Here is a 23841-nt window from a genome sequence, read left to right as displayed (position 1 = left end):
CCGGTGGCCATGAGTCGATCACCGCACAGAGCGGCTCCCGGTCAAGGCAATGCCTCCGGCGGGGGATCGGCCGGCACCGGGATGGAGGGGGCGCCGTTTCCGCCCGCAGGTCCGTAGTGGCGTGCGTGGGGAGCTCCCATCCCGTCCGCCGTCGACCCAGGCAGAGCCGAGCAGACGCGGCCCAGGGGCGTCAAGGTCGTTCGTACAGTGGCGCGCTCCACCTTGACGCCCCTGAACCACGCCCGCTCCACGGTGTGTGGGTCGACGGCGGACGGGATGGGAGCTGGGGAGGGTGGTGTGTTGAGGTAGCGAGCTAATCTGCCGCCCAGGGGGTGTTCATGAGCGAGCGAGATCTGTCTGAGTATGAAGAAATGTGGACCACCGAGCGGGGACGGTGGGCCCTCTTCCGAAGCGACATGGGCTATCTGCCGATACGCAGGGGTGATCCGCCTATGGCCGAGGTCATCTGTGATGACGAACTGTCTGAGCTTGTAGTGGCGAGGATGCTTGCCGCCGGGGTCGCAGTCGTTGAGGACTTTCAGGACTGTCAAGTCCGCGAGTGATGTCTGACATCAGCGTCTGACACCAACACCGACGGATCGGGCCGGACGAGGGCGACTCCCACCGAACCTCACCCCTGCGGGGAGCACGGATCCTTCCATGCCCCAGAGACGCTGTGATCGACCTGATAAGGATGAGGCCACAGGTTCAAATCCTGTTAGCCCCACCAGCGAAGAGACCCCCGGTCCTGTGGGCCGGGGGTCTTTCGGTATCCAGGGGACGGAAGCCCTGCAGGGGTGCTGTATTGGTGCCGTGATGACCATCATGGCGGCTGCGGTGGACGAGACGTTCTGGACGGCGCTGGGGGCCATGGCGGCGGTGCTCGCCGTGCCCACGGCCATCGGTGTGGGGTGGCTGGCCTACCGGGCCGTGTGGCCGAGGCGCAGGGTTCGGTGGTCGGTCCGTGTCAGCCCTCTGATGAGCCACGGCGCCGCGCACACGGAACGGCTGACCATCTCCTTCACCGGGCAGCGGCTGGACCGGCCGCACATCGTCGAGGTGCAGCTGAGCAACGTGGGGAACAAGGACCTGGAGCCCGCGCACTTCCACGGTCAGCCGCTGGAGATCACCTCCAGCGCGCGTGTGCTCTCGGTCCTGCAGAGCAGTTCGAAGCCCGCGACGCAGCGGGTGCTTCCCGCGCGTGAGGACGACCACACGGTGACCGTCTCGGCGGACACGCCCTTCCACAAGGGGCAGACGCTGACGTACGTGCTTCTCGTGGACGGAGCCGGCCCGTCGATCGGGCTGCGGGCCTCGCTCAGCAACACGAAGCTGGAACGGCGGGATCCGCCCTCCCTGATCGGGCCTACCCAGGCCATCGCCGCCAGGATCGCGGTGGCCACGGCTGCCGGATCCAGCGTGCTCGCGGCGGTCACCGTGGTGCTCACCGCGCTGTCGCAGTGATCGGGACAGGCGAAGACCCCGGCCGGGAGTGGCCGGGGTCTTCGGGGTCTCTGGTGGGTCGTGGGGTACGCAAGATCGCCAGGACGTACCAGGGACCGGGCGGTCAGCGCGTGAGGGGCGTCAGGCGGTGGGCGGCGGGGTCGCCCTCGTCGTCCGTGTCGTCGTCGGGGCAGTCGGGCGTGGTCGGCGCCGTCGAGTCCGTGAGGGAGCGGTGGCGGCAGCGGGGGGACTTGCCGTGGGCCTCGGCGCGGATGCGCTGCTTCATCGTGGGGGGCAGGGCCCTCGCCTGGGACCAGGGGGCGGCCGCCGGCGCCGTCCGCTGGTGCGGGACGCGCTCGCCGTTGCGCTTCTGCTCGGTCTGCGGTACCGCCGCCGCGGCGGTCGTGGTGATGAATCCGAGCGCCGTGCACAGGGCGAGGAAGGCGGTGACGATCGCGGTCCACAGCTTCATGACCTTGTTCCGGGCCATGGCCCCTCACTTTCGGGTTGGGCGATTTGCGTACTTTCCTCATGATGTGTATGGGGGGCGAGAAGTGGTGGACCTCTGCTCGTGGCGCGGCGATGTTCCGATGAACACCACCCGGATGGGCGCAAGAGGGCCGAAAACGCCAGAAGAGGGGAGGAGAGCGGTCGAAGTAACTATCCGTCGGGGTGTGATCACCCTCCGATCGGAGCGGTGAACTCCGCTTCTATCCCGGTGTCCGGGACGGGAGTTGACAGCCGGAGCAGGTCACCGATCGGTATCGGTCGGTGTGTATAGTCGGGCGCCAGAGGTCCCCTACGTCAAGGAAAGACGAGGTCGCGCGGTGAAGAAGCTTCTCCTGGTCGCACTGGCCGCCATCGGCGGGCTCCTCGTGTACCGCCAGATCCAGGCGGATCGCGCCGAGCAGGATCTGTGGACGGAGGCGACTGACTCCGTGCCCACGGGTTCGTGAGTCACGACAACCCCTTTCGAGCACACCCCGGCCGCCTCGCGGTCGGGGTTTTGTGTGCCGAGGGCCGGTCGTGAGCCCGCGCGGCGAGGCAGGATGGGCCCCGGTTCACGGTTCCGAGGTCCGGCGACGGTGAGAGGTGGCGCGTGAGGGGACGGTGGTGTACGGCGCGCGAGCGGCGTGCGGGGGCGCGGTGCGGCCGGTCGTCGACGGCCGTGCGCCTGGGCGCCGTGGCCGTGGTACTGGGGACGACGGCCGCCGTGGGACCGGTACCGGCCGCATGGGCCGCCGGTGACTCCGCCCGGGCGGCCACGCCGAGCCCGTACGCCTTCGCCGAAGGCGCCCGCAGCGTCGAGGGAGCGCGCAGCACCGCCGACGCCGTACGCCTGACGCCCGGCACCACCTACCGCAGCTCCCTGCCGGGCAGCGGCAAGGTCAACTACCGTCTCGTGCTCGACGCCACGTCCAGCGCGTACGTCTCCGTCACCGCCGTTCCCTCCCCCGGCAGCACCGTGTCGGTCGTCGACGGGCTCAAGGTGTCCGTGCAGGACGCCGAGGGCAACTCCTGCTCCTCCGACACCGCGAGCTTCGGCGCCGCTCGCAGCCCCCATCCGATCGCCGCCTGGGGCATGCGCGAGATCTCGCCCACCAGGTCGCTGTGCCAGCAGGCCGGCGCCTACTACGTGTCCGTCGAGCGCGCCGACCCCGAGGGCTCCTCGTCCGACGCCTGGGACCTGGAACTGTTCACCACGACCGAGCCGCCGACGGCGAAGACCGGCGCCACCAGCGCGCCCCAGGTGTGGAACTCGGCCACCCCCCAGCCGCTCCAGGGCGAACCCGAACGCCGCCGCGGCGGGGCCGGCTTCGCCCGGGCGACCCCCCTCGACCAAGGGGTCTGGCGCGACGACATGCGGCCCGGCCAGACGCTCTTCTACGAGGTGCCGGTCGACTGGGGCCAGCAGCTGGCGGTGACGGCCGACCTGGGCAGCTCCGACTCCGGCGGCACCGGGTACGCGGCCGGCGCCCTCGACCTGGCCCTCTACAACCCCGCGCGCGGCCGCGCCGCGGTCGTGAGCGTCGGCTACGACGGCGACCAGAACTCCGGCAGCCTGCCGCCGCTGCCGCCGGTCGACCGTGCCAACCGCTACGGCGCCCTCGCCCAGGTCAACGCGATGCGCTTCGCCGGCTCCTACTACCTCGTCGCCCACCTCGCGCGGGACGTCGCCGGCAGCTTCGGGAACGGGCCGTTCCGGATGACCCTGCGCGTGCAGGTCGGCGGCGAGCCCCGCGGCGGGCCCGAATACACGGGGGAGTCGCGGCCGGAGGGCGTCTTCGACGTCTCGGAGCGGGACCGGGAGGCGGCGGCGGAGGGCGTGCCCGCGTCGGGCGATGACACCGCGATGCGGGTGATCGCCGTGGGCGGCATCGGCACCGGGAGCGCGGTGCTCGTGGGGCTGGGGGTGTGGACCCTGGTGGCCCGGCGCAGGAACGCCGCGTAGCCGTGCCGGGGCGTCAGATGCGGGTCAGCGCCCAGAAGCCCACGGCGTAGCAGGCCAGAGCCAGAAGGAGCAGGGGGACGGCCACCTTGGCCGGAGGGCCGGGGCGGGACGGGCGCGGTGCCCGGTGCCGGGACGCGGGCTGGCCGCCCGTGGCCGGCGGGGCCTGGGGGGAGTGGGCGGTGTACGAGGCGGTGACGGCGTGGGCGCGGGGCGGGTCGGCCGGAGGCGGCTGCGGGCCCGGGTAGGCCGGGGGGAGCGGCTGGGCGACGGGCCGGGGCCGTGTGACGTCGTGGGGGGAGAACCGGGGCTGCTGGTAAGGGAGTTGAGGCTGTGCCTGGTGGGGTGCTCCCGGCGCGGGGGAGGAGGTGACCGTGGGCTGCGGAGGCGGCAGGTGGAAGCTGCCCGTGTCCGACATGGAGGGCTGCGGAGTGGGCGTGGGCGTCGGGTCGGGTGCCTGCCGGGGATCATGCTGTGAGGGCTCCGCGCCCGGGGCGGGCCGGCCGTTCGCTGCGCCGGGAGTGCCGGGAGCGCCGGCACGCCGCCGGGCCCCAGTGGACGCCGTTCCCGACGGCGTGGGGGATTCCCGCCGCGGTCTCGCCGGTGCCGCCCCGGCTCGCGAGCCGGACGAACTGCCGTTCGTCCGCGCCTCGGGCCCTGGCCCGTCCTCCCCCGGTCCCGGCCCCAGCCCGCGTGCTCGTTCCAGCGGCCCCTCGGGTGCGAACCCCTTCGGCAGAGGCCCGAGTTGGTCGAAGATCTCGATCAGCTCGTCGTCCGGGCCCGGCTCGGGGAGCAGCTCCGCCGCGGCCGCGAGCGCCTTGCGGGCCCCCGTCGCCGTACGGAAGCGTGCCTCCGGGTCGGGCTGCAACAGGGTGGCGACCACCTGCCACAACGGCTCGGGGATGCCCTTGGGCGCTCCCGGCGTGCCGTGCTCGGCGAAGTACTGGATCAGCGCCTTGCTGTCCGGCTTCGCGCCCTCCAGCAGGTACAGCGCGACCAGGCCCACGGCGAACAGGTCGGCGGGGAAGTCCGGCTCGGCGCCCATCAGCTGCTCGGGCGCGAGATAGCCGGGCGTCCCGACGACCAGGTTGGTCTCGGTCAGCCGGGGCTCGCCCAGCCGCATCGCGATGCCGAAGTCGCCCAGCCGCAGGCGCGGCCGGCCGGTGCCGGTGGCCTCCAGCAGCACGTTGGCGGGCTTCACGTCCCGGTGCACCACGCCCTCCGCGTGCACCGCGGCCAGCCCGGCCAGCAGCTGGTCGAGCAGGGTGCAGACGAACGCCGGCGGCAGAGGGCCGTAGTCCCCGACGAGATGCACCAGGGAACCCCCGGCGACCAGGTCCATCGTGAACAGGACCTTGTCGTCGTCGGCGGCCCAGCTGGTGGGGGCGAGCACATGGGGATGGTCGATCCGCAGGGCCTGCTCGCGGACGAAACGCAGCAGCGCGTGCGCGTCGCTCTGCAGCAGGACCTTGGCGGCCACATAGCGACGGCGACGGTGGTCCCAGGCGCGCCAGACCGCGCCGACGCCTCCGCGTCCGATCGGGTCGACCAGTTCGTACCGGCCGGCGAACACCTCACCCATGGCTGTACGTCGCTCCTCCCCCTGTGGTCTCCCCCCTTGCCTCCCCCTCGGCGAGTGCTGCGACTCCCCGACGGGCGAAAGACTCCTCGACGGGCGAAAGACTCCCCCGGCCCCTCCGGCCGTCCCCGTCCCGGACTCCCGAGGGACGTTGCACCCCTTCGCGTCGGCCGGTCCCCCGTACGGGACACGCCCCCACGTGTCCGTCCGTACCGTGACGCACCCCCGTCACTTCACCCCCGGGCCCGCTACCGAACCCCCTTCGGCGGCCGGGCGGCGGGATCAGCTCTGGTGGGACTGGTAGTGCGCGACCGCGTCCGAGGTACGGCCGGCGCCGTAGACCCGGAGGAACTCTGCCAGCTCCGGGTGGGTCGGGGCGAGGGTGTCCGCGGCATCGATGATGTCGCCCGCGGCGGCCACCGAGCGCAGCAGCGACTGGATCTCGCGCACGACCCGCTTGACCGTGGGAGCCCCCGAACTGCTCGTCGTCTGCGTGGTGTTGCTGAGCACCGAGCCCCCCTGCGACTTCTTGATCTCCTCCATGCGCTCGGTCGCCTCGGCCGCGCTGACGCTGCCGTCCGCGACCTGCCCCGCCAGGTCCTGCAGCAGCTGCACCCGCTGCACCACGGCCGGGTTGCCGATCTTCGCCCGCTGACCGCTCATCAGCTGGGACAGCATCGGCGCCGACAGTCCCAGCACCCCCGCGAGACGAGCCTGGTTGAGACCAAGATCGTCGATGAGCTTGCGGAAGAGCGCCCCCAGCGGCTCCCCGTACCAGTTCCGCTGCAGTTCCCGCGCTCTTGCGGTGGCTTCCTGCTGTGCGGCGTCCATTGCGTCTCCCCATCGCTTCCCCGAGTACGGCGGTTCGCGGTAGCGAACCACGCCGAGCATCTTACGGAGAGTGGTCGTCGACGGGGACCCCCTATCTTTTTGCGGAACCACGGGGGTGACCCGGTACTCTGGTCTCCGACGCCCGCCCGGACGCGGTTTCTCCGGCCGGACGTCTTCTTCGGGGCCTTAGCTCAGTTGGTAGAGCGCTGTCTTTGCATGGCAGATGTCAGGGGTTCGACTCCCCTAGGCTCCACCTCGAAACGCCCTCCGAGCTGCGGAAAAGCAGACACGGAGGGCGTTTTTTCGTGCGCCTTCGCCGACAGGGCGGCGGGTGTTTCACGTGAAACAGTGCGGCGGGGCGGGAGACGCCGAGGATCGCCCTCAAGTCTCCCGCCCCGCCGCACTGTTGATATCGGCGACGCTCAGGAACGGTCGTCGCGCTGAGCGGCCTCCTCCTCGGCTTCCTTGGCCTGGACCTCGGGGTCCAGCGCCGACTGGCCGCTGCCGTCCACGGCGGACAGCCGGCCCGACTCCGGGACCTCGGTCGCGGCGGGCGGCTCGACCAGCCAGTCCGGGTTGGCCTGCTTGTCCCACCACTTCCAGGCGGCGAAGGCACCACCGGCCACGGCGCCGAGGATCACCAGTGTCTTCACGGCCTTGCCGGCCCTCGCCCGCCGTTCCTGCCGGCGGACCAGCTTCTGGATCTCCTTGGACGAGACCTGACCGCGCAGCGCGGCCATCGCGGCCGCGCTGCGGGCCGCGGCCTCGGTCGTCACGGGCACGGCCGCGGCCATCGCCTGCTCCAGCTTCGGCCGGGAGTACTCCGCCGCCTGACGGGCGGCCTTGCGCGTGCGGACGGCGGCCTCGCGGGCGGCCTGGTCGACGTTCGGCGGTACATGGGAGCGGGCCTGCTCCAGATAAGGCTGCACATGGGCGCCGTACTGGACACGTGCCTGCCCGGCGGCCTGCGTCACCTTGGGCGCCAGCCGTACGCGCGCCTCGTGTGCGTAGTGCGCGGCCCTGTCCTTGGCCGTGTCGGCGTAGGGCGCCACCACTTCCGCGGCGTGCAGCACGCTGTCCTTCGCCGAACCGGTCGCGGCGCGCACGCTGTCGATGCGGGTCACGGGTTCCTCCTCCTCGGTGGCGTACGGTATTTCGACTTTCCACCCTTTTACGGATCATGCCTCCGGGTGCCCTACCAGGCATGCGTGGGAGGGCATCCGGGTCACGGAAAAACCGGCATCCAGTGCCGATCGTGTGCAAGAGCGGATGAACAAGGGGCAACGGGAGCTTGTGGTCGACAATGCCACGGATCGGCGCCGCGCGCCCCTGCCCCGCGACGACTCGACCGCTTTTCCGCGACCGCCCGCCGAGGGTTTCCCCCCGCTGCGCGGAGGTCGGGCGACGCGGCGGCCCGTCCATGCGAGGATCAGGGAGTCACAGAAAGACAACGGAAGGCAGATCGTGGCTGAGCAGCTCTACGCCACCCTGAAGACCAACCACGGCGACATCGAGGTCCGGCTGCTGCCGAACCACGCCCCCAAGACGGTCAAGAACTTCGTCGAGCTCGCCCAGGGCGAGCGGGAGTGGACGCACCCGGAGACGGGCCAGAAGTCCACGGACAGGCTCTACGACGGCACGGTCTTCCACCGGGTGATCAGCGGCTTCATGATCCAGGGCGGTGACCCGCTGGGCAACGGCACCGGCGGCCCCGGCTACCAGTTCGAGGACGAGTTCCACCCGGACCTGCGCTTCGACAAGCCCTACCTGCTGGCGATGGCCAACGCCGGTCCGGGCACCAACGGCTCGCAGTTCTTCATCACCGTCTCCCCGACGGCGTGGCTGAACCGCAAGCACACCATCTTCGGTGAGGTCACCGACGCGGCCAGCCAGAAGGTGGTGGACACCATCGCCACCACCCAGACGAACCCGCGCACCGACCGCCCGGTCAACGACGTGGTGATCGAGTCCGTCGTGATCGAGACCCGCTGAGGCACCTACCGAGGCCCTGGCAGGGAACCAATCGCCCTGCTCATCCGTAGGGATGAGCAGGGCGGGCTTTTTCACCACGACCGAGGGGAAACCCATGGACGAGCAGGCTGCGGGCAGCCCGCAGGACGCCCACAGCGTCCCCATGTGCTACCGCCACCCGGACCGTGAGACGGGCATCCGCTGCACCCGCTGCGAGCGCCCGATCTGCCCCGAGTGCATGGTCGACGCCTCCGTCGGTTTCCAGTGCCCCGAGTGCGTCCGCACCGGCTCCGGCACCGGGCACGCCCCCTCGGCCTCGATGCCCCGGACGCTGGCGGGCGGCAGCATCGCCGCCGATCCCCGCCTGCTCACGAAGATCCTCATCGGGATCAACCTGGCCGTCTTCATCGCCGTCAAGGTCCACGAGTCGCTCCTCGGCGACCTCGTCCTGCTCGGCGCCTGGCCGCCCGCTCCCTTCACCCCCACCCAGGGTGTGGCGGGAGGCGAGTGGTACCGCATGGTCACGTCGGTCTTCACGCACCAGGAGATCTGGCACATCGCGTTCAACATGCTCAGCCTCTGGTGGCTCGGCGGCCCCCTCGAAGCGGCCCTGGGACGCCTGCGCTACGTCGCGCTCTACCTCGTCTCGGGTCTCGCGGGCAGCGCGCTCGCGTACCTGCTGACCGCCCCCGACACGGCCACGCTCGGCGCCTCCGGTGCGATCTTCGGCCTCTTCGGCGCCACGGCCGTGCTGATGCGCCGGCTCAACTACGACATGCGGCCGATCATCGCGCTGCTGGCGATCAACCTGATCTTCACCTTCAGCCCGGGCTTCAACATCTCCTGGCAGGCCCACATCGGCGGACTCGTCGCCGGTGTCGCCGTCGGATACGCCATGGTCCACGCCCCGCGCGAGCGCCGCGCCCTGATCCAGTACGGGACCTGTGCCCTGGTCCTGGCGGCGGTGGTCCTGGTGACCCTGGTGAGGACGGCTCAGCTCAGCTGAGCGCACCCGCTGCCACCCGTTGTCCACAGCGGGTGGCGGATCTTGTGCACAGTGTGCGGGAACACATGTGCCCCCTGTCACCGACCCGTGTTTTCGCAGGTCAGGCAGGGGGCGAACATGTTTTCGAGTGGCGGTACTTCCGTCATACCGGCGTCAACGCCCGACGAGTTATCCACAGATCGTCTTTCTTTTCCCCATGTGGATAACCGCTGTGGATAACTCGGCGAGCAGCCCTGGGCAGAGCTGCGTTCAGCGTCCGGCGACGGCTACTTCCACTGGGTCGAGACGCCGAATCCGGCGGCGATGAAGCCGAAGCCCACCACGATGTTCCAGTTGCCCAGCGAGTCGATGGGCAGCGAGCCGTCCGTGACGTAGAAGACGACGATCCAGGCCAGGCCGATGAGGAACATGGCCAGCATGACCGGTGCGACCCAGGCGCGGCTGTTCAGCTTGATCGCGGTCGCCTGCTTCGCCGGCGGCGGCGTGAAATCGGCCTTCTTGCGGATACGTGACTTCGGCACGAGGGTCTCTCCTGTCGATGCGCTGCGTGGCCGCGCAGGTAACTGGGTCGGTCTCGGGGCAGCGTGAGGGGACTCCGAATGCTCCCCCGGGCGTCCGTTAGCGTAGTGCTTCCGCCGCGCCGAAGGAGATAAGGGTACGTTGAGCAATTCTGCCGACTCCCCCGGGACGGGATCCACCCCTGGGCACGCGCGCCGTTTCCGGCCCGTGCGGATCCTCACGGCGGCCGTCTTCGCTCTCGCCGGGCTGATCTTCTTCACCAGCTTCAACACCGCGAAGGGCACCAACATCCGCTCGGACACCTCGCTGCTGAAGCTGTCCGACCTCATCCAGGAGCGCAGCCGGGAGAACGGCCGGCTGGACGAGACGAACGCTGTCCTGCGCAAGGACATAGAGGCGCTCGCCGAGCGGGACGACGGCTCCACCAAGGCGGAGGACGAGAAGCTCGCCGCCCTGGAGAAGCGCGCGGGCACGCAGAAGCTCACGGGCGACGCGATCACCGTCACGCTCAACGACGCCCCGCCGGACGCCACCGCCAAGCTGCCCGGCTATCCCGAGCCGCAGCCCGACTACCTCGTCATCCACCAGCAGGACCTGCAGGCGGTGGTGAACGCGCTCTGGCAGGGCGGGGCCAAGGGCATCAAGGTCATGGACCAGCGGCTGATCTCCACGAGCGCGGTGCGCTGCGTGGGCAACACGCTGATCCTCCAGGGCCGCGTCTACTCACCCCCGTACAAGATCACGGCGGTCGGTGACCCGGCGAAGCTGCAGAAGGCGCTGGCGGCATCACCGGCGATCCAGAACTACATGGTCTACGTCAACGTCTACGGGCTCGGCTGGAAAGTCGAGGAGAACGGCCCGGTGACGCTGCCCGGCTACTCGGGCACAGTGGATCTGCACTACGCGAAGCCCGTGGAGTAGCAGCCCAGGCCGGGGGAGCCGCCGGTGCGCGTGATCGTCAGGACCGCCGGCGAACTCTGCGTCACCGTCGGCACCCTGATCGTGCTGTTCGTCGTCTACCTGCTGTTCTGGACGGGCGTGCGGGCCGACGGCGTCATGGACGGCCAGATCGACCTGCTCCGCGAGGAGTGGTCCAGGGCCGGCCCGCCCAGCGGCGCGTCCCCCGCCGGCCCGGGCGGACCGAAGCCCTACGCCCGGGGCAGGCCCTTCGCGATCATGTACATCCCGCGGCTCGGTTTCACGTGGAACAAGCCACCGCCACCCTGAAGAAAGGGCTCGGCCACTACCCGGAGACCGCCCGGCTCGGGCAGCGGGGGAACTTCGCGGTCGCCGGCCACCGCCGCACCCACGGCGACCCCCTCAAGGACTTCCCCCGGCTGCGGCGCGGGGACGCGGTGGTGCTGACCGACAGCACGACCTGGTTCACGTATCGGATCGACAAAGGCCCGCACAAAACAGTGCCCTCGGACATCGAGGTGATCGACCCTGTCCCCCGTACTTCCGGGTACACGCGTCCGGGCCGGTATCTGACGCTGACCACGTGCGAACCCGAGTGGGGGCACAGTCACCGGCTGATCGTCTGGGCGCACCTGGCCTCCACACAGCCTGTGGAGGCCGGGAAACCCGAGGCGTTGCGCCGTTAGTCTGGTGGCTGTACGGCGTGGGTCTGGTGCCGTGGTACGACGGAAGGGACGGCATGTACGGCTGGATCTGGCGGCATCTGCCGGGGAACACGTGGGTGAAGGCAGTGATCTCGCTCGTCCTGGTCGTGGCCGTGGTCTACGTCCTCTTCCAGTACGTCTTCCCGTGGGCGGAACCGCTGCTGCCCTTCAACGATGTGACGGTGGACAACCAGTGAGCGCGCGCATTCTCGTCGTCGACAACTACGACAGCTTCGTCTTCAACCTGGTCCAGTACCTGTACCAGCTGGGCGCCGAGTGCGAGGTCCTGCGCAACGACGAGGTCTCGACGGCACACGCCCAGGACGGCTTCGACGGGGTCCTGCTCTCTCCGGGGCCCGGGGCGCCGGAGCAGGCCGGGGTGTGCGTGGACATGGTCCGGCACTGCGCCGCGACCGGCGTGCCCGTCTTCGGCGTCTGCCTCGGCATGCAGTCGATGCAGGTGGCGTACGGCGGAGTGGTGGACCGGGCGCCGGAACTGCTGCACGGCAAGACCTCGCTGGTCGAGCACAACGGCGGGGGTGTCTTCGCGGGCCTGCCGTCCCCCTTCACGGCGACCCGCTACCACTCCCTGGCCGCCGAGCCGGCGACGGTCCCGGCCGAGCTGGAGGTCACGGCCCGGACGCACGACGGCATCGTCATGGGCCTCAGACACCGTGAACTGCCGGTCGAGGGTGTGCAGTTCCACCCCGAGTCGGTGCTGACCGAGCACGGGCACCGGATGCTGGCCAACTGGCTGGTGGAGTGCGGCGACCAGGGCGCGGTGGCGAGGTCGGCCGGGCTCGCCCCGGTGGTGGGCAGGGCCACGGCGTGACCGCGCTGCGCCCCGAGCGCGAGTCCGACACCTCGTACGGGCAGCAGTCGTACGGGGTGCCGGGCGCGTCGGAGGACTGGTCGGGCGGGGCGTACGGCGCGGCCCCGCGGCCGGAGCCGCAGCCGTACTCGCCGGAGGCACAGGCCCGGGCCTACCCGGGGGGCCCGGGGTCCCAGCCCTACGCACCGGGGCCCCAGCCCCAGCCCCAGCCCTATATGCCGCAGCCGCAGCCGCAGCCGCAACCGGTGCCGCAGCCGGACCCGTACGCCGAGCCGTACGAAGCAGGCGCCGGTGTCGGTGCCGATGTCGGTGTCGGGGAGCCGTTTCTGCCGCCCGCCGACGAGGAGACGGTCGCGCTGCGGATACCGGATCCGCCGCCCTCGGACGGCGACTCGGCAGGGGACCCCATAGTGGGCTCTCGGGCTGCTTCGCGCGCTCGGCGGGACGGGTCGGCCTCCGGTGGCCGTGCGGCCCGCAGAAAGGCCGCCAAGCGCCGTCACGGGCGTCATGGCGGCCCGGCCGAGGCCCCCGCCGGCGCTCCGGCCCGGGAAGGGGCCCGGGCGCCGCTGTCACGGGTCGAGGCGCGACGGCAGGCGCGGGCGCGCAAACCCGGCGTGGCGGTCGTGGCCAGCCGGGCGATCGGTGAGGTGTTCATCACCACCGGTGTGCTGATGCTGCTGTTCGTCACCTACCAGCTGTGGTGGACGAACGTCCGGGCGCACGCACAGGCCGGCAAGGAGGCCAGCAGCCTCCAGAACGACTGGGCGAGCGGCAAGCGCAACCCGGGCGTCTTCGAGCCGGGGCAGGGCTTCGCCATCCTGCACATCCCGAAGCTGGACGTCGTGGTGCCCATCGCGGAGGGCACCAGCAGCAAGGGCGTGCTCGACCGGGGCATGGTCGGGCACTACGCCGAGGGCGCGCTGAAGACCGCGATGCCCGGGGACAAGACCGGGAACTTCGGGCTCGCGGGGCACCGCAACACCCACGGAGAACCGTTCCGCTACATCAACAAGCTCGCTCCCGGCGATCCGATCGTCGTGGAGACGCAGGACGAGTACTACGTCTACAAGATGGCCTCGATCCTGCCGGTGACGTCGCCGAGCAACACGAGCGTCCTCAATCCGATCCCCACGGGATCGGGGTTCACCAAGCCCGGCCGCTACATCACGCTGACCACGTGCACGCCGGAGTTCACCAGCAAGTACCGGATGATCGTCTGGGGCAAGATGGTCGAGGAACGGCCGCGCAGCAAGGGCAAGCCGGATGCGCTCGTCAGTTAAGGGCGGATGACCAGTGGCAGCGACCACCGACACGGAGCACGAAGAGCACACCGGCGCGGCCACCCGGCCGCCTGCGGCACGCCGCCGCCCCGGCCCGATCGCCAGGGTGGTCAGCCTCTTCGGGGAACTCCTCATCACCGCGGGCCTGGTCCTCGGCCTGTTCGTCGTCTACTCGCTGTGGTGGACGAACGTCGTCGCCGACCGCGCGGCCGGCAAGCAGGCGGACCAGGTCCGTGACGACTGGGCGCACGGCCGGGGCGGGCCGGGCGCGCTGGACACGAAGAACGGCATCGGCTTCCTGCACGTGCCGGCCATGAGCAGGGACGAGGTCCTGGTCGAGAAGGGCACGTCGAACAAGATCCTCAACGACGGTGTGGCCGGCTACTACACCGAACCGGTCAAGTCGGCCCTGCCGATGTCGGGCAAGCCCGGCAACTTCTCCCTGGCCGCCCACCGGGACGGGCACGGCGCCAAGTTCCACGACATCGACAAGATCGAGAAGGGCGACCCGATCGTCTTCGAGACGAAGGACAAGTGGTACGTCTACAAGACCTACGCCATCCTTCCCGAGACCTCGAAGTTCAACGTCAAGGTCCTCGCGAACGTGCCGAAGGAGTCCGGCCGGAAGAAGCCGGGCCACTACATCACGCTGACGACGTGCACGCCGGTGTACACGAGCACCTACCGCTACGTCGTGTGGGGCGAACTGGAACGCGTGGAGAAGGTCGACGAGGACCGCACCCCGCCGAAGGAACTGCGCTGACCCAAAACGGTCCGCGGCACCGCACGGAGAACCCCGGCACCCTCAGGGTGCCGGGGTTCTCCGTGTGAGCGGGCGGTCGTGTCAGTCGTCGCCGTTGAGGCCGCCGAAGATGCCGCCGTTGCCGCCGCCGCCGTTGTTGTTGCCGCCGTTGCCGTCGAAGTTGACCGTCTGCAGGGTCACCGTCGTACCGGCCGGGTTGTCGACCTCCTGGTTGCCCTGGGGGTCCTGGGCCACGACGCGGGCGTTGTCGCTCTGGTCGCTGCCGTTGGCGAACTGGATGTTGGTGAACCCGGCCGCCGCCAGCGTCTGCTTGGCCTGGGCGACGGTCTGGCCGACGACCTGCGGGACGCGCGTCTTCTGCTGTTCCTGCTTCTTCTTGCCGATCTGCAGGGTGACCGAGGAGTTCTTGTCGACGGAGGTGCCGGCCTGCGGGGTGGTCGCGATGACCTTGCCGACCTGGTTGTCGTCGTCGGTCTCGATCTCGGTGCAGTTGCCGACCAGGTTGCTCGCCTGCATCTGCTGCTTGGCCGCGTCACAGGTCTGGCCGAGCACGTCCGGGACGGTGGACTTCGCCTCCGCCTTGGCGATGACGAGGGTGATGGTGGAGCCCTTCTCCACCTCGGCGCCCAGTTCCGGGTCCTGTTCCAGGACGGTGCCGGGGTCCTCCGAGGACACCCTGCTCTTCGTCTTGACCTCGAACTCGTACTTGTCGCCCTCGAGCTTGGCCCGCGCGTCGTCCAGGCTCTGCCCGACGACACTCGGCACCGCCACCTTCGGCGCCCCGGTCGACACCACCAGCTCGATGGTGTCCCCCTTCTGGACGTCCGTGCCGGCCTCGGGGTTCTGGCTGCAGACGTTGCCCTTGGCCTGGTTCTCGCAGGGCTTCTTCGAGAACGTCAGCTCCAGGTCGGAGTTGGTCGCCAGCTTGCGGGCGTTCTGCTCGGTCTCGCCGACGAAGTTGGGCGCCGGCAGGGTGTCGTCGCTCGCGCTGTCGCCGCTGAACGCCCACCGGCCGATCAGGATCGCGCCGACCAGGACGAGGATGCCCGCCACCACCAGCAGGATCGTGGAGGTGCTGGACTTGCGCTGCTGCCCGCGGCGCCGGTCGGGGCGCTCGTCGTAGCCGTAGCCGCCGTCGTCCGGGTTCATGGGGGGCAGCATCGACGTGGCGCCGGCGCCGGAGTCGGCGCGCAGGGCCGTGGTCGGCTGGTCGTCGGGGTAGCCGCCGTAGCCGACCGAGCCCATGGCCGCGGTGGCGGCGACGGGCTGGCCGTCGAGGCAGGCCTCGATGTCGGCGCGCATCTCGTCGGCCGACTGGTAGCGGTAGTCGGGGTCCTTGACGAGCGCCTTCAGCACGATCGCGTCCATCTCGGGCGTGATCTCGGGGTCGAAGACGGAGGGGGCCTGGGCCTCTTCCCGTACGTGCTGGTAGGCGACGGCGACCGGGGAGTCGCCCACGAACGGCGGGCGGACCGTGAGCAGCTCGTAGAGCAGACAGCCCGTGGAGTACAGGTCCGAGCGGGCGTCCACCTGCTCGCCCTTGGCCTGCTCCGGGGAGAGGTACTGGGCGGTGCCGATGACGGCCGCGGTCTGCGTCATGGTCATGCCGGAGTCGCCCATGGCGCGGGCGATGCCGAAGTCCATCACCTTGACCTGGCCGCCCCGCGTCAGCATGACGTTCGCGGGCTTGATGTCACGGTGGACGATGCCGTTGCGGTGGGCGTACTCCAGGCCCTGCAGGATGCCGATGGTCATCTCCATGGCACGCTCCGGCAGCAGCTTGCGGCCGGAGTGCAGCAGCTCACGGAGCGTCGAGCCGTCCACGTACTCCATGACGATGTACGGGATCGACACGTTGTCGATGTAGTCCTCGCCCGTGTCGTAGACCGCGACGATCGCGGGATGGTTGAGCGAGGCGGCCGACTGGGCCTCCCGGCGGAACCGGGCCTGGAAGGAAGGGTCGCGCGCGAGGTCGGCGCGCAGCGTCTTCACCGCCACGGTGCGCCCGAGGCGGGTGTCATGCGCGAGGTAGACCTCCGCCATGCCACCACGCCCGAGCACCTGGCCCAGTTCGTACCGGCCGCCGAGGCGACGCGGCTCTTCCATAGCTACCTACCAGCCCTCTCCGTCGGTCCCGACCGGCACGCTTGTACGGTCGGAGGCTGCCGTCCGGGCCTACCGTACCCGGCTCGCTTTGTGTGACCTGGCCAAGCCCGTCAGCCGATACAGGACCGGTATCGCAACGTGCACCGATGTGAAGCAGACGTGAGCGGGGTCACTTCTTGCCGTTGATGACCGCCTCCATCACGTCCCTCGCGATCGGTGCCGCGAGGCCGCCGCCGGAGATGTCGTCCCGCACGGCGTTGTCGTCCTCGACGACGACCGCGACGGCGACCGGCGCGCTGCCGTCGGAGTTCTTGGCGTAGGAGATGAACCACGCGTAGGGGTTCTCGCTGTTGTCCACACCGTGCTGGGCGGTACCGGTCTTGCCGCCCACCTTGACGCCGTCGATCTTGGCGTTGGAGCCGGTGCCCTTGTCGACGACCGTCTCCATCATCGACTGCAGGATCTGCGCGTTCTCCGGGGACAGCGGCTGGCTCAGCTCCTCCGGGTCGGTCTTCTCGATCGGGTCGAGGCCGGGCGACTGGAGCTCGTCGACCATGTACGGCTTCATCAGCTTGCCGTCGTTGGCGACGGCCGAGGCCACCATGGCCATCTGCAGCGGCGTCGCGGCGGTGTTGAACTGGCCGATGGAGGACAGCGCCGTCTGCGAGGGGTTCATGTCGTCGGAGAACACCGAGGCGTTGGCCCGGACCGGCGTGAACTGCTCCTTGCCGAAGCCGAACTCCTCGGCCTCCTTCAGCATCTTCTCGTTGCCGAGGTCGGCGCCGATCTTGCCGAAGACCGTGTTGCAGGAGTACTGGAGCGCCACCCGCAGCGTCGCGTTCTTGCAGGGGATGTTGCCCTCGTTGGGCAGCCTGGTGGTGGTGCCCGTCATGACCCAGGGGTCCGGCGAGTCCGTCCGCTCGTCCGCGTCCTCGTACAGCCCGTTCTCCAGGGCCGCGGCCGCGGTGACCACCTTGAACGTGGAGCCGGGCGGGTAGGTCTCGCGCAGCGCCCGGTTGAGCATCGGGTCGTTGGCGTTGTTCTTCTTCTGCAGCTTCTGCCAGGCCTTGGTGTCCGTGGTCGTGGAGTTCCCGGCGAAGGACGACGGGTCGTACGACGGGTAGGACGCCAGCGCCAGGATCTTGCCCGTCGACGGCTCCAGGGCGACGACCGCGCCCTTGCCGCCCTGCCGCTTCAGACCGTTGTAGGCGGCCTTCTGCGCGGCGGCGTTGAGCGTGGTGACGACGTTGCCGCCGCCCTGCTTCTCGCCGGTGAGCATGTCGAGGGTGTTGCGGAAGAAGAGCCGGTCGTCGTTGCCGGTGAGGATGCCGTCCTCGATGGACTCCAGCTGCGTGGCGCCGAAGGCCTGCGAGGCGTACCCGGTGACCGGCGCCCACATGGGGCCGTCCTTGTAGGTCCGCTTGAACTTGAAGTCGCTGCCCGACGTCTCCGTGGAGCCGGTGATGGGCTTGCCGCCGACGATGATGTCGCCGCGCGGGGCGGCGTACCGCTCGATGATGACGCGGCGGTTCTTGGGGTCGGTCCTCAGCTCGTCGGCCTGGACGTACTGGATCCAGTTGTCGCGGATCAGCAGAGCCAGCACGAGCAGGCCGCAGAAGATCGCGATCCGGCGCAGGGGCTTGTTCATGACGGGCGGACCACCTGGGTCATCTCGGCGTCGGGGTTGGCGGCGGGGGCGGGGGCCGGGCGTCGGGCGGTGTCGCTGATGCGCAGCAGGATGCCGATCAGCGCCCAGTTGGCGATCACGGAGGATCCGCCGTAGGCCACGAACGGCAGCGTCATACCGGTCAGCGGGATGAGGCCCATGACACCGCCGGCCACGACGAAGACCTGGAGGCCGAAGGCGCCGGACAGGCCGATGGCCAGCAGCTTGCCGAACGGGTCGCGGGCCGCGAGCGCGGTGCGCACACCCCGCTCGATGATCAGGCCGTACAGGAGCAGGATCGCCATGACGCCGGCCAGCCCGAGTTCCTCGCCGAAGGTGGCGAGGATGAAGTCGGAGTTGGCGGCGAAGCCGATGAGGTCGGAGTTGCCCTGGCCGAGGCCGGTGCCGAGCGTGCCGCCGGAGCCGAAGGCCCACAGCGCCTGCATGGCCTGCTCGGAGTGGACGACACCGTCCTGGACGCCCGCGCGGGAGAGCTCGAACTCGCGCATCGGGTCCAGCCAGGCCTGCACACGCGTTTGGATGTGCGGCTCGAAGCTCGCCACGCCGACGGCGCCGACCGCGGACATCAGCAGACCGAAGACGATCCAGCTGGTCCGCTCGGTGGCGACGTACAGCATGATGACGAACATCCCGAAGAACAGCAGGGACGTACCGAGGTCGGTCTCGAAGACCAGGATGAGGATCGAGATGACCCAGACCACGAGGATCGGGCCGAGGTCGCGGCCGCGCGGCAGGTACAGGCCCATGAAGCGGCGGCTGGCCAGGGCGAGCGCGTCCCGTTTGACCATGAGGTAGCCGGCGAAGAAGACCGCGAGCACGATCTTGGCGAACTCACCGGGCTGCAGCGTGCCGAGACCGGGGATCTTGATCCAGATCTTGGCGCCGTAGATGTTCGCGCCGAGGCCCGGCACGAGCGGCAGGATCAGCAGGAACAGCGCCCCGGCCATGGAGATGTACGTGTAGCGCTGCAGGACGCGGTGGTCCTTGAGGAAGATCAGCACGACCGCCAGCAGGGCCACGCCCATCGCCGAGTACAGCAGCTGGCGCGGCGCGGCCTCGGCGTAGTTGCTGAGCCGCTTGGACTGGTCCAGGCGCCAGATGACGACCAGCCCGAGCCCGTTCAGCAGCGTCGCCAGCGGCAGCATCAGCGGGTCCGCGTACGGCGCGAACTTCCGCACGACGAGGTGGCCGACGCCGGCGAGCAGGCCGAGTCCGAGACCGTAGCTCAGCAGGCCCGGCGGGACCGAGTCGTTGATGGCCAGCCCGACGTTGGCGTAGGCGAACACCGGGATGACGACGGCGAACACCAGGAGTGCCAGCTCGGTGTTGCGGCGGCTCGGGGCGCCGATCGCGCCGATGGTGGACGTGTGGTGCGTCGGCGAGTTGGAAGTACTGCTCATCGTGTGACGGGGCCTCTCACGGCTTGCCTACTGCTTACCGCACAGCGAGACGACCTTCTGCTCTTCCTCCGAGAGGCTGGGGCCGGGGCTGGGAGTGGGTGCGGTCGTGGTCGGGGGCGTGGACTTCTCAGGCGCCGACGGCGAGCCCGACGGGTTCGACGGGTTCGGCGTCGGTGTGGCCTTGGACGTGAAGGAGGCGGGAGTGGTTCCCGTGGTGCCCCCGGCCTCGCCTTCGCCGGTCCTGGCGTTGTTGCTCTCGGCTTCGCGCCGCTGCGCCTCCTTCTTGCACGCGGAGGCCTGCACCGACAGTTCCTCGATCTTCGCCTGGGCGTTCTTCAGGTCGCCCTCGGCGATGGTCCCCTTGACCAGCTTCTGCTGGTAGGGCGGGAGGTACTTGAGTTCGATCTCGGGGTGGTCCTTCTCGACCTTCGACAGCGACACCCACGCCAGGTCCTGGCTGATGCCCCGGTACAGCGCGACGTGCTCGTCCTGGGCGCCGACGTAGTACTGCGTCTGCGTCCAGCGCCAGCCGCCGTACAGGCCGCCGCCGACGACGGCGAGGGCCAGGACGCCGTAGACGGACCGCTTCAGCCAGCGGCCCTTCCTGCGGGGCTTGGTGAAGTCGCCGTCGTCGTAGTCGAAGCCGGCCGCGGGGATGTAGCCGGTGGTGTCGCCGGAGCCGGGCGGGCCGAACTCCCCGCCCCCGCCGCCGTGTCCCTGGCGGCCGAGCCCGGAGGCGCGGCCGGCGGGGGTCTGCATGATGCCGTTGTCGTGCAGCTGGTGCTGGTTCTCGGCGACGGCGCCGACCACGACCGGGGTGTCGGAGAGCTGCCCCGCGAGGGTGTCGCCGGTGTCCAGGTCCAGGACGTCGGCGACGATGACCGTGATGTTGTCCGGGCCGCCGCCGCGCAGCGCCAGCTCGATGAGGTTCTGGACGGTCTCCTGGGGGCCCTGGTAGCTGGCGAGGGTGTCCTCAAGCGTCTGGTGGGACACCACGCCGGACAGGCCGTCGGAGCAGATCAGATAGCGGTCGCCGGCGCGGACTTCGCGGATGGACAGGTCCGGCTCGACGTGGTCGCCGGAGCCGAGGGCGCGCATCAGCAGCGAGCGCTGCGGGTGCGTGGTCGCCTCCTCCTCGGTGATCCGGCCCTCGTCGACCAGGCGCTGCACCCAGGTGTGGTCCTGGGTGATCTGCGTCAGCACGCCGTCGCGGAGCAGGTAGGCGCGCGAGTCGCCGACGTGGACCAGGCCGAGGCGCTGGCCGGTCCACAGCAGGGCGGTGAGGGTCGTCCCCATGCCCTCCAGCTGCGGGTCGTCCTCGACCATGGAGCGCAGCTGGTCGTTGGCGCGCTGCACCGCCGTGCCGAGCGAGGTGAGGACGTCGGAGCCGGGGACGTCGTCGTCGAGGGCGACGATGGTGGAGATGGCCTCGGAGGAGGCGACCTCACCGGCGGCGGCGCCGCCCATGCCGTCGGCGATGGCGAGCAGGCGCGGGCCGGCGTACCCGGAGTCCTCGTTGCCCTCCCGGATCATGCCCTTGTGCGATCCGGCCGCGAAGCGCAGTGACAGACTCATGCGCACCTCGCCTGTCGGCTCCGGGTACAGCCGGTCGTGTCGAGCCACACTGCCCACCCTCCGGTCGGGAGCGCGCCGGGGCCCGGGGTGGGGCCCGCCACTGCGTGCTCGCTCCGCTCGCGCCTATCCATGATGTAGCACTACTTCCGCAGCTCGATGACGGTCTTGCCGATGCGGATCGGCGCGCCCAGCGCAATCGGTGTGGGAGTCGTCAGCCGGGTCCGGTCCAGGTACGTGCCGTTGGTGGAGCCGAGGTCCTCGACGATCCACTGGCCGTCGCGGTCCGGGTAGATCCTGGCATGGCGGCTGGAGGCGTAGTCGTCGTCCAGCACGATCGTCGAGTCGTGCGCCCGGCCCAGGGTGATGGTCTGGCCCTGGAGCGCGACCGTCGTGCCGGTGAGGGTGCCCTCGGTCACGACGAGCTTGGTGGGAGCGTTGCGGCCGCGGCGGCCGCCGCCGGACTGCTGGCGCTGCGGCGGCGGCGCCTGACGGGCGGCCTGCTGCTGGCGGCCGGCCTCGCGGCGCGATCCGCGCTGGGTGACCCGCGTACCGAACAGGTCGCTCCGGATGACCTGCACGGCCACGATCACGAACAGCCACAGTACGGCCAGGAACCCCAGCCGCATGACCGTGAGGGTCAGCTCTGACATTGCCCCCGCTTCACCCTTCGGCTTGCCTATAGATAACGGTGGTGCTGCCCACGACGATCCGCGAGCCGTCGCGGAGCGTAGCGCGGGTGGTGTGCTGCCCGTCCACCACGATGCCGTTGGTGGATCCGAGATCCTGGATCGTCGAGGGCGTTCCGGTCCGGATCTCGCAGTGCCGGCGGGAGACGCCGGGGTCGTCGATCCGCACGTCGGCGTCGGTGCTGCGGCCCAGCACCAGCGTCGGGCGGGAGATCTGATGGCGGGTGCCGTTGATCTCGATCCAGTGGCGCGTGCGTCCGCCGGCGGCCGGGGCGGCCGGGGGCCGCTGCGCGCTCGCGGCCGGCGGGTAGCCGTACCCGCCGGGGCGGCCGCCGGGGGGCGGCGCGGCCGGCATGGGCGGGGCACCGGCGGGGGAGGCGGCCGGCGGGTAGCCGTAGCCGCCGGGGCGGCCGGCCGGGGCGGCGGGCGCGGCGCCGGCGCCCGGGGCGCCCTGCTGGCTGCTGGAGGAGGCGAGCGTGCGGCTGCGCACCCGGTACAGGCCGGTGTCCAGGTCGTCGGCCTTCTCCAGGTGCACCTTGATCGGGCCCATGAAGGTGTAGCGCTGCTGCTTGGCGTAGTCGCGCACCATGCCGGCGAGCTCGTCGCCGAGCTGGCCGGAGTAGGGGCTGAGCCGCTCGAAGTCCGGCGTGCTCAGCTCGACGATGAAGTCGTTGGGGACGACCGTCCGGTCGCGGTTCCAGATGGTGGCGTTGTTGTCGCACTCGCGCTGGAGCGCTCCCGCGATCTCCACGGGCTGGACCTCGGACTTGAACACCTTGGCGAAGGTGCCGTTGACCAGACCTTCGAGACGCTGCTCGAACTTCTTCAGGACTCCCATGGGGCACCTCCTCCGTCGCTGCCGTCCTGTGCACTGCCCTGCGGGCCACTTGCCTGGTACTGCTTACTGATCGTATCCACGCGCCGGTCGATCGGCTGGTTCCCCCTGTCAGGCCGGCCGACGGGTGTCGACGCATGACGAAGTTCCCTGTGGAGCTCCCCTTCGAACTCCTGCCGGGGTACTGCCGCGCGCAACCGCTTCAGGTACTCCCGCCATGGATCGTAGAGGCGGCCGGAGACCAGTGTCCCGCACCCGGCTGTGGACCCGGACCGCCTCGTGGGGAGGAAGCGGGTACCGGTACGAGGTTGATACGTGAAGCGGCACGCGTTGATACGTGGCGGGGCCACGGAAGGTTCGGCGGGGCCGCTGCCTGCGGGAAGAAGGGATGTGAACCCACCCCGTCCAGCGTGCTAATGTTCTGGGTGTCGGAAGGCGCCAGCCCCAAAGGGCCGGAGCCCAGGACACACCCAATGCGCGGGTGGCGGAATAGGCAGACGCGCTGGATTCAGGTTCCAGTGCCCGCAAGGGCGTGGGGGTTCAACTCCCCCCTCGCGCACAGCGATTCGGGCCCCTGCGGTGACGGAACTCACCGCAGGGGCCCTAATCTTTTGCGTGATCCAGTGAGCCGTGCCACAGCTGCCTCCGGACGTCCCGCGTCCCGTCGTGAGCTATCTCACGGGCCGGACGTGGCGCGGTGTCAGGGCCGCCCGGAGCCGTCGTCGCCGAGGGGGCGGCCGGTGCCGAAGCGGGACCGTACGACGGGGTCGGCGAGCAGCCGGTCCGGGTAGCCGGGGCCGGTGCGCGCGGTCAGGTCCCGTTGGTGCAGGGTGTCGCCGCAGTGGGAGCAGACGACGCGGGCCTCGGTGTCGTGGCCGCAGGGCATGTGGTGCAGGACGACCGGGGCGCCCGCGTCCCCGGCCAGCCAGCGGTCGCCCCAGGCGCTGAGCGCGGCGAGCACGCCGAAGAAGTCACGGCCCTTGTCCGTCAGCAGGTACGCGTGGCGGACCGGCTCGCTCTGGTACGCCCGCCGTTCGATCAGGCCCTCCGCCTCCAGGCGGCGCAGCCGGTCGGTGAGGGTGTTGCGGGCGATGCCGAGGGTGCCGGTGAAACCGTCGAAGCGGGACTCGCCGTAGAAGAGTTCGCGCAGCACCAGCAGGGTCCAGGCGTCGCCCAGGAGGTCGGCGGCGCGGGCGATCGAGCAGGGCCAGCCGCTGAACGAGGTCCGTCGCATGGACTCCACTGTAGGGCGGTCCT

General features: G+C 70.3%; 22 protein-coding genes, 2 tRNA genes and 1 pseudogene. 13 read left to right on the top strand and 12 right to left on the bottom strand.

Going from position 1 to position 23841, the window contains the following annotated elements; translation table 11 throughout:
• The first annotated feature begins 816 nt into the window (after nucleotides 1-816).
• Nucleotides 817-1464, top strand: a complete 648-nt coding sequence (locus ACIGAN_RS10585; protein ID WP_399856671.1) for a hypothetical protein — start codon at nucleotides 817-819, stop codon at nucleotides 1462-1464.
• 103 nt (nucleotides 1465-1567) lie between these two features.
• On the opposite strand, the gene ACIGAN_RS10580 is transcribed toward ACIGAN_RS10585, so the two are convergent.
• Nucleotides 1568-1933 carry a DUF6344 domain-containing protein gene (locus tag ACIGAN_RS10580; RefSeq protein ID WP_399856669.1) on the bottom strand — a complete coding sequence of 122 codons (366 nt, stop codon included), beginning with the start codon at nucleotides 1931-1933 and terminating at the stop codon, nucleotides 1568-1570.
• Between the two features lie 337 nt (nucleotides 1934-2270).
• On the opposite strand from ACIGAN_RS10580, the gene ACIGAN_RS10575 reads away from it, so the two are divergent.
• Together ACIGAN_RS10575 and ACIGAN_RS10570 are read left to right on the top strand one after the other, a co-directional pair.
• Nucleotides 2271-2399, top strand: coding sequence for a DLW-39 family protein (locus tag ACIGAN_RS10575; protein ID WP_003999697.1), 129 nt, complete (start codon nucleotides 2271-2273; stop codon nucleotides 2397-2399).
• A gap of 143 nt (nucleotides 2400-2542) precedes the next feature.
• A complete protein-coding gene (locus tag ACIGAN_RS10570) occupies nucleotides 2543-3895 on the top strand; it encodes a hypothetical protein (protein WP_399856667.1) in 1353 nt (450 codons plus the stop codon).
• A gap of 13 nt (nucleotides 3896-3908) precedes the next feature.
• Here ACIGAN_RS10570 and ACIGAN_RS10565 read toward each other — a convergent pair whose 3' ends face one another.
• Nucleotides 3909-5474 carry a protein kinase domain-containing protein gene (locus ACIGAN_RS10565; protein WP_399856665.1) on the bottom strand — a complete coding sequence of 522 codons (1566 nt, stop codon included), beginning with the start codon at nucleotides 5472-5474 and terminating at the stop codon, nucleotides 3909-3911.
• A 279-nt stretch (nucleotides 5475-5753) separates the two neighbouring features.
• Nucleotides 5754-6302, bottom strand: coding sequence for a helix-turn-helix domain-containing protein (locus ACIGAN_RS10560; protein ID WP_067018270.1), 549 nt, complete (start codon nucleotides 6300-6302; stop codon nucleotides 5754-5756).
• Nucleotides 6303-6482: 180 nt separating this feature from the next.
• Here ACIGAN_RS10560 and ACIGAN_RS10555 point away from each other — a divergent pair.
• A tRNA-Ala gene (locus tag ACIGAN_RS10555) sits at nucleotides 6483-6555 on the top strand.
• Between the two features lie 169 nt (nucleotides 6556-6724).
• Here ACIGAN_RS10555 and ACIGAN_RS10550 read toward each other — a convergent pair.
• Complete coding sequence (locus ACIGAN_RS10550; protein WP_365736416.1) at nucleotides 6725-7426, bottom strand: DUF5324 family protein; 702 nt, start codon at nucleotides 7424-7426, stop codon at nucleotides 6725-6727.
• Between the two features lie 340 nt (nucleotides 7427-7766).
• On the opposite strand from ACIGAN_RS10550, the gene ACIGAN_RS10545 reads away from it, so the two are divergent.
• Nucleotides 7767-8294 carry a peptidylprolyl isomerase gene (locus ACIGAN_RS10545; RefSeq protein ID WP_010032607.1) on the top strand — a complete coding sequence of 176 codons (528 nt, stop codon included), beginning with the start codon at nucleotides 7767-7769 and terminating at the stop codon, nucleotides 8292-8294.
• Between the two features lie 94 nt (nucleotides 8295-8388).
• Nucleotides 8389-9279, top strand: coding sequence for a rhomboid family intramembrane serine protease (locus ACIGAN_RS10540; protein WP_399856663.1), 891 nt, complete (start codon nucleotides 8389-8391; stop codon nucleotides 9277-9279).
• 266 nt (nucleotides 9280-9545) lie between these two features.
• On the opposite strand, the gene crgA is transcribed toward ACIGAN_RS10540, so the two are convergent.
• Nucleotides 9546-9800 carry a cell division protein CrgA gene (crgA, locus tag ACIGAN_RS10535; protein WP_309096459.1) on the bottom strand — a complete coding sequence of 85 codons (255 nt, stop codon included), beginning with the start codon at nucleotides 9798-9800 and terminating at the stop codon, nucleotides 9546-9548.
• 139 nt (nucleotides 9801-9939) lie between these two features.
• Here crgA and ACIGAN_RS10530 point away from each other — a divergent pair, with 139 nt between their 5' ends.
• From ACIGAN_RS10530 to ACIGAN_RS10505, 6 genes and pseudogenes are all read left to right on the top strand, one after another.
• Entirely contained in the window at nucleotides 9940-10719 is a 780-nt protein-coding gene (locus ACIGAN_RS10530; RefSeq protein WP_365736412.1) for a DUF881 domain-containing protein, read from the top strand.
• Nucleotides 10720-10743: 24 nt separating this feature from the next.
• Nucleotides 10744-11402: pseudogene (locus tag ACIGAN_RS10525) on the top strand (class E sortase).
• Nucleotides 11403-11419: 17 nt separating this feature from the next.
• Nucleotides 11420-11617 (top strand): hypothetical protein, encoded by a 198-nt coding sequence (locus tag ACIGAN_RS10520; protein WP_033309918.1) that lies wholly within the window; start codon nucleotides 11420-11422, stop codon nucleotides 11615-11617.
• Nucleotides 11614-12252 carry an aminodeoxychorismate/anthranilate synthase component II gene (locus tag ACIGAN_RS10515; RefSeq protein WP_365088600.1) on the top strand — a complete coding sequence of 213 codons (639 nt, stop codon included), beginning with the start codon at nucleotides 11614-11616 and terminating at the stop codon, nucleotides 12250-12252. Before ACIGAN_RS10520 ends, ACIGAN_RS10515 begins: the two co-directional genes overlap by 4 nt.
• Nucleotides 12249-13532 (top strand): class E sortase, encoded by a 1284-nt coding sequence (locus ACIGAN_RS10510; RefSeq protein WP_399856659.1) that lies wholly within the window; start codon nucleotides 12249-12251, stop codon nucleotides 13530-13532. Before ACIGAN_RS10515 ends, ACIGAN_RS10510 begins: the two co-directional genes overlap by 4 nt.
• A 13-nt stretch (nucleotides 13533-13545) precedes the next feature.
• On the top strand, nucleotides 13546-14295 hold the full coding sequence (locus tag ACIGAN_RS10505) for a class E sortase (protein ID WP_365088602.1): 750 nt from the start codon (nucleotides 13546-13548) through the stop codon (nucleotides 14293-14295).
• Between the two features lie 81 nt (nucleotides 14296-14376).
• Here the strand turns inward: ACIGAN_RS10505 and pknB are convergent, their stop codons facing one another.
• From pknB to ACIGAN_RS10475, 6 genes are all read right to left on the bottom strand, one after another.
• The gene (gene pknB, locus ACIGAN_RS10500; RefSeq protein WP_365736403.1) at nucleotides 14377-16401 is read right to left on the bottom strand and encodes a Stk1 family PASTA domain-containing Ser/Thr kinase; all 2025 of its coding nucleotides are present in this window, start codon (nucleotides 16399-16401) and stop codon (nucleotides 14377-14379) included.
• Between the two features lie 169 nt (nucleotides 16402-16570).
• Nucleotides 16571-18049: a peptidoglycan D,D-transpeptidase FtsI family protein gene (locus ACIGAN_RS10495; RefSeq protein WP_365088604.1), complete on the bottom strand. Its 1479-nt coding sequence runs from the start codon at nucleotides 18047-18049 to the stop codon at nucleotides 16571-16573.
• A complete protein-coding gene (locus tag ACIGAN_RS10490; protein ID WP_094054767.1) occupies nucleotides 18046-19488 on the bottom strand; it encodes an FtsW/RodA/SpoVE family cell cycle protein in 1443 nt (480 codons plus the stop codon). Before ACIGAN_RS10490 ends, ACIGAN_RS10495 begins: the two co-directional genes overlap by 4 nt.
• Nucleotides 19489-19515: 27 nt before the next feature.
• Nucleotides 19516-21063, bottom strand: coding sequence for a Stp1/IreP family PP2C-type Ser/Thr phosphatase (locus tag ACIGAN_RS10485; RefSeq protein ID WP_365088605.1), 1548 nt, complete (start codon nucleotides 21061-21063; stop codon nucleotides 19516-19518).
• Between the two features lie 140 nt (nucleotides 21064-21203).
• Nucleotides 21204-21713: an FHA domain-containing protein FhaB/FipA gene (locus ACIGAN_RS10480; protein WP_309096468.1), complete on the bottom strand. Its 510-nt coding sequence runs from the start codon at nucleotides 21711-21713 to the stop codon at nucleotides 21204-21206.
• Between the two features lie 10 nt (nucleotides 21714-21723).
• A complete protein-coding gene (locus ACIGAN_RS10475) occupies nucleotides 21724-22587 on the bottom strand; it encodes a DUF3662 and FHA domain-containing protein (RefSeq protein WP_365736395.1) in 864 nt (287 codons plus the stop codon).
• A gap of 472 nt (nucleotides 22588-23059) precedes the next feature.
• Here ACIGAN_RS10475 and ACIGAN_RS10470 point away from each other — a divergent pair.
• Nucleotides 23060-23143 (top strand) — tRNA-Leu (locus ACIGAN_RS10470).
• A 141-nt stretch (nucleotides 23144-23284) separates the two neighbouring features.
• Here ACIGAN_RS10470 and ACIGAN_RS10465 read toward each other — a convergent pair.
• Nucleotides 23285-23818 (bottom strand): winged helix-turn-helix transcriptional regulator, encoded by a 534-nt coding sequence (locus ACIGAN_RS10465; RefSeq protein WP_365736393.1) that lies wholly within the window; start codon nucleotides 23816-23818, stop codon nucleotides 23285-23287.
• Nucleotides 23819-23841 lie beyond the last annotated feature (23 nt).

The organism is Streptomyces sp. NPDC085931, assembly GCF_044540565.1.
Lineage (GTDB): Bacteria > Actinomycetota > Actinomycetes > Streptomycetales > Streptomycetaceae > Streptomyces.
Note: the sequence above shows the minus strand (reverse complement) of the source record. Positions and strands in the feature narration are given on the sequence as shown.